The organism is Caulobacter sp. UNC358MFTsu5.1, assembly GCF_000712075.1.
In the GTDB taxonomy this organism is placed as follows: Bacteria; Pseudomonadota; Alphaproteobacteria; order Caulobacterales; family Caulobacteraceae; genus Caulobacter.
The window spans coordinates 292,060-302,146 of record NZ_JONW01000012.1 but is presented as its reverse complement, the minus strand read 5'-3'; the positions used below and the strand labels follow the sequence as shown (position 1 = coordinate 302,146).

13 protein-coding genes are annotated in these 10,087 nt (G+C 70.0%); 6 read left to right on the top strand and 7 right to left on the bottom strand.

Annotated elements, in window-relative coordinates; translation table 11 throughout:
• The coding region (locus BR39_RS0124140; RefSeq protein WP_035018985.1) for an alpha/beta fold hydrolase at positions 1-1,023 on the bottom strand (1,023 nt) is incomplete at its 3' end.
• A gap of 881 nt (positions 1,024-1,904) precedes the next feature.
• Between BR39_RS0124140 and BR39_RS0124135 the strand changes: the two genes are divergently transcribed.
• Entirely contained in the window at positions 1,905-2,141 is a 237-nt protein-coding gene (locus BR39_RS0124135) for a hypothetical protein (protein ID WP_029917016.1), read from the top strand.
• A gap of 23 nt (positions 2,142-2,164) precedes the next feature.
• Here the strand turns inward: BR39_RS0124135 and BR39_RS0124130 are convergent, their stop codons facing one another.
• Positions 2,165-2,659 carry a 3D domain-containing protein gene (locus BR39_RS0124130; protein ID WP_029917014.1) on the bottom strand — a complete coding sequence of 165 codons (495 nt, stop codon included), beginning with the start codon at positions 2,657-2,659 and terminating at the stop codon, positions 2,165-2,167.
• 364 nt (positions 2,660-3,023) lie between these two features.
• Between BR39_RS0124130 and BR39_RS0124125 the strand changes: the two genes are divergently transcribed.
• Both BR39_RS0124125 and BR39_RS0124120 read left to right on the top strand, forming a co-directional pair.
• Positions 3,024-4,079: a S1/P1 Nuclease gene (locus BR39_RS0124125; protein WP_029917012.1), complete on the top strand. Its 1,056-nt coding sequence runs from the start codon at positions 3,024-3,026 to the stop codon at positions 4,077-4,079.
• A 4-nt stretch (positions 4,080-4,083) separates the two neighbouring features.
• Positions 4,084-4,530, top strand: a complete 447-nt coding sequence (locus BR39_RS0124120) for an NUDIX domain-containing protein (protein ID WP_029917010.1) — start codon at positions 4,084-4,086, stop codon at positions 4,528-4,530.
• Here BR39_RS0124120 and BR39_RS0124115 read toward each other — a convergent pair.
• Entirely contained in the window at positions 4,527-4,853 is a 327-nt protein-coding gene (locus tag BR39_RS0124115; protein WP_029917008.1) for a hypothetical protein, read from the bottom strand. The two genes, BR39_RS0124120 and BR39_RS0124115, sit on opposite strands and share 4 nt — an antisense overlap.
• A 123-nt stretch (positions 4,854-4,976) precedes the next feature.
• Here BR39_RS0124115 and BR39_RS0124110 point away from each other — a divergent pair, with 123 nt between their 5' ends.
• Together BR39_RS0124110 and BR39_RS0124105 are read left to right on the top strand one after the other, a co-directional pair.
• On the top strand, positions 4,977-5,324 hold the full coding sequence (locus tag BR39_RS0124110; RefSeq protein ID WP_029917006.1) for a GIY-YIG nuclease family protein: 348 nt from the start codon (positions 4,977-4,979) through the stop codon (positions 5,322-5,324).
• Positions 5,321-5,872 carry a DUF2239 family protein gene (locus BR39_RS0124105; RefSeq protein WP_029917004.1) on the top strand — a complete coding sequence of 184 codons (552 nt, stop codon included), beginning with the start codon at positions 5,321-5,323 and terminating at the stop codon, positions 5,870-5,872. Before BR39_RS0124110 ends, BR39_RS0124105 begins: the two co-directional genes overlap by 4 nt.
• Here the strand turns inward: BR39_RS0124105 and BR39_RS0124100 are convergent.
• Positions 5,869-6,924, bottom strand: coding sequence for a ThuA domain-containing protein (locus tag BR39_RS0124100; protein WP_029917002.1), 1,056 nt, complete (start codon positions 6,922-6,924; stop codon positions 5,869-5,871). The two genes, BR39_RS0124105 and BR39_RS0124100, sit on opposite strands and share 4 nt — an antisense overlap.
• Positions 6,925-6,929: 5 nt before the next feature.
• Positions 6,930-7,325 (bottom strand): VOC family protein, encoded by a 396-nt coding sequence (locus BR39_RS0124095; protein WP_029917001.1) that lies wholly within the window; start codon positions 7,323-7,325, stop codon positions 6,930-6,932.
• A gap of 131 nt (positions 7,326-7,456) precedes the next feature.
• Between BR39_RS0124095 and BR39_RS0124090 the strand changes: the two genes are divergently transcribed.
• Complete coding sequence (locus BR39_RS0124090; RefSeq protein WP_029916999.1) at positions 7,457-7,975, top strand: hypothetical protein; 519 nt, start codon at positions 7,457-7,459, stop codon at positions 7,973-7,975.
• A gap of 6 nt (positions 7,976-7,981) precedes the next feature.
• Here the strand turns inward: BR39_RS0124090 and BR39_RS0124085 are convergent, their stop codons facing one another.
• Positions 7,982-8,815: a flagellin gene (locus tag BR39_RS0124085; protein WP_029916997.1), complete on the bottom strand. Its 834-nt coding sequence runs from the start codon at positions 8,813-8,815 to the stop codon at positions 7,982-7,984.
• 133 nt (positions 8,816-8,948) lie between these two features.
• Entirely contained in the window at positions 8,949-9,959 is a 1,011-nt protein-coding gene (locus tag BR39_RS0124080; protein ID WP_029916995.1) for an SDR family oxidoreductase, read from the bottom strand.
• Positions 9,960-10,087 lie beyond the last annotated feature (128 nt).

The window sequence follows — 10,087 nt, the reverse complement described above, 5'->3', positions numbered from 1 at the left end:
GACGTCGAGCACGGCCTGGGCGAAGGCGGCGGGCGCCTCCTGCGGCAGGTTGTGGCCGATCCCGCCCGTGATCAGGCGGTGGGCGTAGGGGCCCTTGAACTTGCCCGCATAGGCGGCCGGCTGCGGATGCGGGGCGCCGTTGGCGTCGCCTTCCATCGTGATGGCGGGGATGGTGATCGGCGGGCCGGCGGCCAGCTTGGCCTCCAGGTCGTCGAACTGGGCCTCGCCCTGGGCCAGGCCCAGCCGCCAGCGGTAGTTGTGGATCACGATGTCGACGTGGTCGGGATTGACGAACGACTTGGCCGTGCGGGCGAAGGCGGCGTCGTCGAACGTCCACTTCGGCGAGGCCAGGGTCCAGATCAGCCGGTTGAACGCCTCGGTGTTGGCCGCGTAGCCGGCTCGGCCGCGCTCGGTGGCGAAGTAGAACTGGTACCACCACTGGAGTTCCGCCGCGGGCGGCAGCGGGGCGGCGTTGGCCTTCTGGCTGCCGATCAGATAGCCGCTGACCGAGACCAGCGCCTTGCACCGCTCGGGCCAGAGGGCGGCCAGGATGTCGGCGGTCCGCGCGCCCCAGTCGAAGCCGGCGACGACGGCCTGCTTGATCTCCAGGGCGTCGAGCAGGGCGATCCCGTCCATGGCCAGGGCGGCCTGCTGGCCGTTGCGCGGCGTGTCGGTCGAACGGAAGCGGGTGGTCCCGTGGCCGCGCAGGTGCGGGACGATCACCCGATGGCCGGCGGCGGCCAGCCGCGGGGCGACCTCGACGAAGGCGTGGATGTCGTAGGGCCAGCCGTGCAGCAGCAGCACCGCCGGGCCGTCCTTGGGGCCCATCTCGACATAGCCGACGTTCAGCACGCCCGCGTCGATCTGCTTGACGGCGTCGAAGGCGGTGGTCGGAATGATCGTTGCCTTAGCCGAGGTTTCGGCGCGGGCGCCGAGTGGAAGGCCGGCAAGTATGGTCGCAAGGGTCGCCGCGCGGATGAAGCCACGCCGATCGGTGTCTTTGTCCTCCAGGGGAGTCAGCATTACGAGATCCTCGGGCTGCGGGTTCCAGGGAAGGCTAGACGATCCGAGGCCGGGTCGGCGTTAGCGAGTGTGAGCGGGCGTGATCGCTTGCGATCGACCCGGTCCGACACTGAGACGAGGTCTAGGCCGTCCGTCCGCCGTCGATCATCAGACTGGAACCCGTCCCCTTCGAGATCACGGAGCCCACGCGAGACGCTCTGGGTTCGATGAGCCTGCCCTGCGAAGGTCGTGTTCCTGGGGCGGCCCGAGGGCGACTTATGGCGCAGTTCGGTCTGTCGCGGTGAGATCGCGCAGTCTCCTTCGGAGCCTAGTTCTGAGAGGTTGTAACCACCCTCTCTCAAAGAGAGAGAGCGTAAGAAACTTATCCCCCTCTCTCCCGGCGTGTTTCCTCAACGAAAACAACGCCCCGAAATCACTTATCCTCCCCCTCTCACGCCGCCGTATGATCAGACCACCTCGAGGCGATGGGGAGGGCGCTAAGGCCTGCGACCTTCGCGGCCTTGGGGCGCGGTCGAGCGGGCGTGCTCGTCGGCGGCGGTCTCGTGAGGGGCCGCGACCCTCGTCATCTGGTGCTGGCCGAGCCCGGAACACGGATACGGCGTTGACGAAGGGGCCGGCGGGGGCGGCAGGCATGGGGTGACCCATGCGTTCCGGGACCGGGCGACGCGAGCCCGGCCTGCTCGTCGGGGGCTAAGATCGGCGAGGTCCGAACAGGACCCACCGCCGGACGCTCCCGCAGAACGATCGCGCGGAGCGTCGGTCCTGGTCGAAACGGTATTTCATTCAAAGCTTCCGGGCCTGGCCCGGCGCTCCGCAGCCCTCCCCGAACTTCAGCGGCTCGCCGCGTGAGGCGGTCAAGCCATGTCGAAAGGAGACGAGCCATGCCGAGATCCAAGATCCGCGCCGCCCATCGCGCCGCCCGCCTGGCGGCGGAGGGGCGGGTCGAAGGCCAGGGGGACGATGCGGGCCGTACGCCGGCGCGCGTCGACTATGTCCGTCGAGAGATCCGTCGGCGCCTGGGGATCACCCTTGCCAGGACGGCGCTGACGGACGGGACGCGACAGGTCGAGCCCTCGCCGTGCGAGGCCGAGGCGGGGATAGAGGGGGATATGGGGTGAGGCGCTCGCCGCCCCGTCGCCGCCTATTCCGGCGGGCAGCCCTTGAACTCGCCGACCTTGGTCACCGAGAGGGTCGAGAGGTTCAGGCCCATCAGCGGCTTCATCGAGGCCGCGCCCTTGCCGCTGAACAGGTCCAGCTTGTTGCCCTTGATCGCGCCGCCGACGTCGGAGGCGTACCAGTAGCCGTCATGGGTTTCGCCGTTGGGCATCGGCAGGCCGACGGTTTCCTTGATGAACACCACGGTGCGGCGCGGGATCACGTCCTTGTCGACCGCCAGGGTGCGCATGGCCACGACCTTGCAGCCCAGGCTGTCCAGCGCGCGGATGCCCTTGGCGCCGGCGTGGTACAGGGTGGCCTTCATCTTGTATTCGACCGAGCCCGGCACGGTGCCCGTCAGGGCGCCCGTGATCAGGTCGCCCAGCGGGTCGTTCCGCACAGGCGTGGCGTCGGCGGCCAGGGCGGGGAGGGCGATGGACATGGCCGCGGCGGCCAGAAATCCCGCAAACGTGCGTCGCATCGAGGGGTTCCTCTTATCGGCGTATAGGTCTCGGTCGGCGGCCTGATTACTAAGATCACGGCGGCGTGACAACCCACTTGCGGGCGACCCGATGCCGCGCTGCATCCTTAACGGCGGCGTCCGGCGCCATCGTTTGAAGCGGGTTTTGGTTCCACGGCGCCCGCTATCGCTTGGCGGACAAGGGATTGCGTGCTGACGCTCGTTCGCTCGCGCGGCGCGCTCTGGCGGTCGTCGTCCGGGTGGCCTAAACCGGAGTCGCCCACGGTTTTTGTGGCGGCGCACACGTCTCGAGCAGGTCCCGGGGGACCGGCCGAGTCGCGGCGGTCGCCGGAGCCGGCCCGGCCCTCAGTTCGTTGGAGCGCTCATGAAGTCGTCAGCCCGCCCCCTTGGCCGTCCCCTTGGCCGTCTGTTGACCAGCGCCGCGCTGGTCGCCGCCCTGGCCGCCCCCGCGAGCTCGGCCTTCGCCTGGGGCGCCTGGGGCCACCGCATGGTCGGCGTCGTCGCCGCCGAGAGCTTCCCCAGCGACGTGCCGGCCTTCCTGCGCACGCCGGAGGCCGTGGCGGCGATCGGCGAGTACGCCCGCGAGCCGGACCGCTGGAAGGGCTCGGGCAAGGTGCACGACACCGACCGCGACGCCGCCCACTTCCTCGACATCGACGACGAGGGGAAGATGTACGGCGGGCCGAAGTTCTCGGTGGAGACCCTGCCGCCCACCCGCGCCGACTACGAGAAGAGCCTGGCCCTGGTCGGCCACGACAGCTGGAACGCCGGCTACCTGCCGTATTCGATCATCGACGGCTACCAGCAGTTGGTGAAGGACTTCACCTACTGGCGCATCCTGAAGTCGGTGTCGGTGACCGAGAAGGACAAGGTCCGGAAGGCCTATTACGTCGCCGACCTGAAGCGGCGCGAGGAGCTGCTGGTCCGCGACCTGGGCGTCTGGGCCCACTATGTCGGCGACGCCAGCCAGCCGCTGCACCTGTCGGTGCACTACAACGGCTGGGGCGACTACCCGAACCCGAACGGCTACACCCAGAGCAAGGCCACCCACGGCAGCTTCGAGGGGCCGCTGGTCAAGGCGGTGGCGGTGAACGCCGACGTCAAGAAGCTGGTGCCGGCCTACAAGGACTGCGGCTGCACGATCGAGCAGCGCACCGTCGGCTATCTCAGCGACACGGTCACCTATGTGGAACCGCTCTACAAGCTGGAGAAGGAAGGCGGCCTGGTCGCGACCGACCCGCGGGCTAAGGCCTTCGTCGACGCCCGCCTGGCGGCCGGGGCGACCCAGCTGCGCGACATGGTGGTCGACGCCTGGAAGGCCAGCGCCACGGGCAAGATCGGTTACCGTCCGGAGATCACCGTCGACGACGTGATCGCCGGCAAGGCCGATCCGTGGAACGACCTGTACGGCAAGGACTGATCCCTTGCTGGCGTTCGACGCGCCCGAACGGGGTCTGGAGTACAAGCACCGCTGGGCCGCCTTCGGCATCGCCGAGGGGGCCAACGGGACCATCGCCCTGGTGCAGGTGCGCAAGCCGGGCCGCGACCCCTATTTCGACCTGCCGGGCGGGGCGGTGGACGGCGGCGAGGACGAAACCGCCGCCGTCGTCCGCGAGTTCGGCGAGGAGACCGGCCTGGTCGTCGAGGTCGGGCGGCGGGTGATCGAGGTCAGCCAGCCGTTCCTGAAGTCCGACGGCCAGCCGGTGTGCAACAACGGCGGCATCTATGTCGTGACGGTGGTCGGCGAGAAGCCCGAACTGAAGGTCGAGGACGACCACCTCCTGGTGTGGCTCGACCCGCGCGACGCCGTGGTGGCCTTGCGCCACGACGCCCACGCCTGGGCCGTGGCGGCCTGGCTGAGGCGGGGCTAGCCCTTGGCCAGCAGCGCCTTGGCCTTCTCCGGGGCGACCTGGTCGAAGATCATCCGCAGGTGCTGGTCCTTGGCGTGGTCGTTGTGCAGGTCCCAGGCCAGGGAGACGGGCAGCTTCAGCCGCCCGCCGTCGGCCAGTTTCGCCACCAGCACGCGCCAGCTGAAGCCGTCGCCGGGATCGCCCAGCGGGTCCTTGAACTCCAGCGGCGCGGGATCGCGCAGACGGAAGGCGCGGCCCTCGTGGGCCTCGAACCAGGCGATGTCGGCCTGGGCGATCGGGTCCACGGCCGGCGCGACCAGCTTGCCCTTGAGATTGCGGACCATGACGGCCTCCTGAACGGGAGCGGGGTCTCTAGCGCCTTTGGGGCCGTTGAACCAGCGCACCGGCGGGCGAGAAATATATCCGGGTAATATTGACTCGATAAAATACCCGGGTAAAAAGCGCGCATGGAAACGACGAACGATCGACGCGCCCTGGTGCGCGACTACAAGGAGCGCGAGGTCCAGGCGGGGATCTACGCCGTCCGCTGCGCCGCCACGGGCGAGGTCTGGATCGGCGGCACGCCCGACCTGTCCACCCGCCGGAACGGCGTCTGGTTCGCCCTGCGGACCGGCGGCCACACCAGCCCGACCCTGCAGCAGGCCTGGAACGCCCACGGCGAGGCGGCTTTCGGATTCGAGGTGCTGGAGGTGCTGGACGACAAGGGCCTGGAACGGCTGGGCCGGGCCTCGCTGCTGGTCGAGCGCCGCGAGCACTGGCGGACGACCCTGCACGCCGAGGGGCTGCGGCGATGAGCGGCTATGTCGTGTTCGAGGGCGAGCGCCGGCTCGCGGCCGGTCCCAAACTGGAAGCGGCCGTGGCCGCCCAGGCTCGGCTTGCCCAGTCGCCCGAAGCCTCGTTGCTGATCTTCGATCCCGAAGGCCGCCAGGTGGACTTCGATCTGCGCGGCGGGCCCTGGGACATCGCCCTGCGGCTGGGCGAAGGCGACGCCGCGCCGCGCGGTCGGGGACGCCCCAAGCTGGGCGTCACGGCGCGCGAGGTGACCCTGCTGCCGCGCCACTGGGAATGGCTGGCCGCCCAGCCGGGCGGGGCCTCGGTCGCCCTGCGCAAGCTGGTCGAGGCCGCCCGCCGCGAGAGCGAGGGGCCGGACCGCCGCCGCGCCGCCCGCGAGGCGGCCTACCGCTTCGCCTCGGTCATGGCCGGCGACCGCCCGGGCTTCGAGGCCATGAGCCGCGCCCTGTTCGCCGGCGACGCCGAGGGTTTCGCCGCGCGGATCGCCGATTGGCCGGCCGACGTCGCCGAGCACCTGCGGGGGCTGGCGGCGGAGGCGTTCGACGCCTAGCGGACGCCGCCCTTGGCCAGCACCTCGGCCAGCACCGCCTTGTAGGCCGCGTCGAACGGGGCGCGGTCGATGTCGGGCTTGTTGGGATAGACCGCCCGCAGGTCGGCGATGCGCTGGGCCGTGGCCTTCTGCCAGACGGGGTCCATCTTCAGCAGGCGACCGATGATCGCCTTGTCGTCGCGGCCGGGGGCGGGCTCGTAACCCAGCAGGGCCTTCAGCTGCCACAGGAACTGGCGCAGGGGATCGGGCGTGGCGTCGCCGTCGGTGCGGCCGCCGGTCCACAGCACGGCCTCGATGATCTGCGCCTCGAAGCGCGGATCGTTCCAGGTCGAGGGCGTGTGGCCCAGATTGGTGAAGAACAGTCGGCCCTGGCCGATCTGGCGGGCCCAGGCGATCGGCACGGCGTAGGGGCGCTTCAGGGCCGTGCCGGCGAAGTCCAGGGTCTGCAGCACGCGCACCTTCGACGGGTCGAAGTCGCTGTGCTGGTAGATCTCCTCGGCGTAGTCGAAGCTGACGGACCACATGGCGGTCAGCCGCGCGTCGGGGTCCAGGGTCTCGACGCGGATCGGCGTGCCCTGGGTCCAGGGATGGCCGGCGAAGTGGCCGTTGATGAACCGAGTGTAGGTCTCGCCGGGGCCGTCATAGGGCCAGCCGGTGTCGGTGGCGCTGTGCAGGCCGACGAAGCCCAGTTTGCCGGCCGCCACCCGCTTCTGGACCTCGGCCCAGGCTTCCGGCGACAGCGGCAGGGCGCCGGTGGTGTAGAGCACCAGCACGTCCACCTTGGCCAGACGTTCGGGCGTGATCTCGCGGGCGTCCTGGGTGACCTCGGCGGTGAAGACGCCGCTCTCCTGGCCGATGGCGATCATCGCGGTCTCGGACGGGGCCAGGCCGCCGTCGGCGGGTCGGGCGACCGGGGCGTGCTTCCAGCCGACCGACTGGTCCAGGTACAGCACCCGCAACGGCGCGGGCCGGGCCGAGACGGGCAGGGCCAGGGCGGGCTGGGCGAACAGGGCCGCGCAGGCGACCAGCAGGAGGGCGAGGATCCGACGCATGGGTATCAGGCCTTGGTCTTGGGCTGCAGCAGGTCCCAGCGGTTGCCGTAGAGGTCTTCGAACACGGCCACGCTGCCGTAGGCCTCGTGCCGGGGCTCCTCGAGGAACCTCACCCCGGCGGCGCTCAGCCGGGCGTGGTCGGCCTCGAAGGCGTCGGTGTGCAGGAACAGCCAGACCCGGCCGCCGCCTTGGCCGCCGATCGCCGCCGCCTGCCGCTCGTCGCCGGCCTTGGCCAGCAGGAACCGCGTGCCGACCGCGCCGGGCGCGACCACGACCCAGCGCTTGCCGCCGCCCAGGTCGCTGTCCTCGACCAGGGAAAAGCCCATCCTGCCGACATAGAAGGCCAGGGCCTCGTCATAGTCGCGGACGAGCAGGGACAGGAGGGCGAGATGCTGGGCCATGGGGACTCACTGGGTTACGCCCCTGCTTAGCACGAGCGGGCGACACGTCAGGATCCGTCGGGTTCAAGCGTTCGCCGCAATCTGGGGCATACTGGGCTCCGCCGACCGCTCCCCCTGGAAGGATAGCCGCCATGCCCCCGCGTTCGACCTTCGCCCGGATCCTCGTCCTCGCCCTGACCTTGGCGGCTCCCGCCGGGATCGCGGCCGCCTACGAGACCAAGGTCACCGCCGTCGCGCCCGCCGACCTGCCGCCGGCGGTGGTCGAGGTGGTGACCGCCGCCGCGCCCGGCTTGAAGATCACCCGGGCCGAGCTGAAGGAGCGCGAGGACCGCCGCTACTACGACGTCGAGGGCCTGCTGCCGGACGGCGCCGAGATCGAGTTCGACCTGCTGGAGACGGGCAAGGGCTGGAAGATCGTCGAGACCCAGCGCGACATCGCCTGGTCCGCCACGCCCCAGCCTGTGCGCGACGCCGCCGTGAAGGCGGTCCCGAACATCGCGCCCGTGCGGGTGATCGAGAGCACCGAGGACGACGGCCAGGTGATCTACGAGCTGTTCGCCGAGGGGCGGCCGAAGGAGCCGGCCCTGGAGGTCAGCTGGAAGAAGGGCGGGCCGCCGGCCAAGGTCCTGACCGAGGCCTGGCCGCACTAGGCCGCATTAGCCGCCGAACAGCTTCAGCAGGTAGCTGCGTCCGGAATTGGCGATGCTCAGCGCCTTGATCGCCAGCTGCTGCTTGATCTGCAGGGCCTGGAGCTTGGTGGCCTCCTTGGCCATGTCGGCGTCGACCAGGCGGCCGACCGAGGCGTCCAGCGTGTCCTGCAGCTTGTCGATGAAGGTCATGTGGGTCTGCAGGGCGTAGGCGCGCGTGCCCAGGGTCGACAGGGCCGCGGTGACGTTGTCGATCGCCCCGCCCATGGCCTTGATCTCGGCGGCGCTGATCGGCGCGCCCAGCAGGTCGGCGCGCATGCCCGACAGGGCCGAACCGGTGGTCGACAGGTCCACGTGGTCGACGTCGACGGTGTCGGTGGCGTCCGCGTTGGCCAGGGCGCGGATCTGGCCGGTCGAGCCCGACGAGATCAGGTTGATCCCGTTGAAGTCGGCGGCGCCCACGGTGCGGTCGATCTGGCGCTTGAGGTTCAGGTAGTCGTCGTTCAGGGCCTTGCGGCTGGCCGTGGACAGGCTGGTGTCCGAGGCCGCCAGCATCTTCTCGCGCATCTGGGTCAGCAGGTCGGTGACCGTCTCGCCGGCCGCCAGGGCGACGTCGGTGATCGACTGGCCGCGCTGCAGCGAGGCGCGCACGGCGTCCAGCGACTTGGACTCGGCGCGCTGGTTCTGGGCGATGGCCCAGACGGCGGGATTGTCCTTGGGGCTGGAGATCGCTAGGCCGGTCGAGATGTGGCGCAGGGTGTCGGACAGGTCGCGGTTGATCGCGTTCAGCGACTGCAGGGCGATCATCGCCCCGACATTCGTGTTGATGCTGTTCAACGCCATCGACGGTCCGGTTCCAGGTTCGGCCCATTCCAAGGGATGAGGTGCGGCCGAGGGCGCGTTTTGCGCTTGTGGAGCAACCTAAACGGTCGTGTTTAGCCGTTCGTTAGCGGCCAAGGTTAAGGCCGCGCGGGGGCTAGCCGCCGCCGTATCCTCCGATGATCGGCAGCACCTCGCCGGTGATGTAGCTGGAGGTCTGGGGCGAGGCGAGGAACACGTAGGCCGGCGCGATCTCCTCCGGCTGGGCGGGACGCCTCATCGGGGTCTTGCCGCCGAACTGGGCTACCTGCGGTCCCAGCTTGTCGGCGGGGTTCAGGGGCGTCCAGACCGGGCCGGGGGCCACGGCGTTGACCCGGATGCCCTTGTCGATCAGGTGCGTGGCCAGCGACCGGGTGAAGGCGTGGATGCCGCCCTTGGTCAGGGAGTAGTCCAGCAGGTCCTTGTTACCCTCGATGCCGGTGATAGAGCCGGTGTTGACGATCGCCCCGCCCGGCGGGATCACCTTCACCGCCGCCTGGGCCATGTGGAAGTAGCCGTAGAGGTTGGTCTTCAGCGTGCGGTCGAAGTGCTCGACCGTCAGGTCCTCGAAATCCAGCACGTGCTCCTGGAAGGCGGCGTTGTTGACCAGGATGTCCAGCTTGCCCAGCTCGGCGACGGTGCGCTCGACGGCGGCCTTGGCGTAGTCCGGGTCGGCGACGTCGCCGGGCAGCAGGATGGCGCGGCGGCCCTCCATCTCGACGGCCAGGCGCGTGGCCTCGGCGTCCTCCGCCTCGTCCAGATAGCCGATGGCGACGTCGGCGCCTTCGCGGGCGAACAGCACGGCCACGGCGCGGCCGATGCCGCTGTCGGCTCCGGTGATCAGGGCGACCTTGCCCTCCAGCTTGCCCGAGCCCTTGTAGAACGGCGCGTCGTACATCGGGGCGGGGTCCAGCTTGGCCTCGATCCCCGGCTTGACCTGGTGCTGTTCCGGGAAGGGCGGGGCGGGATAGGGGCGGGCGCCGGCCTGCATGGCGGGCTTTTCCTTTTTATCGTCCTTGGCCTTGAACGACCGCTCTTCCTTGGCGTCCAGCGGGGCCTGGATGTCACGCTCGGCCTGGGCGACGCGGTCGGCGGCGGCTTCGAATTCCGGGGTTTCGACGTCGGACATCTCAAGGCTCCTGAAGCTGAGACGGCGAAACCGGCGGGACGGCCGGATGTTCCAAGCGCCACCGGCGGGACCGGGGTTGCCCAAAGCGCGGGCATCGGTCACCTTCCCGGCCTCTTTGAAAGGCCCTG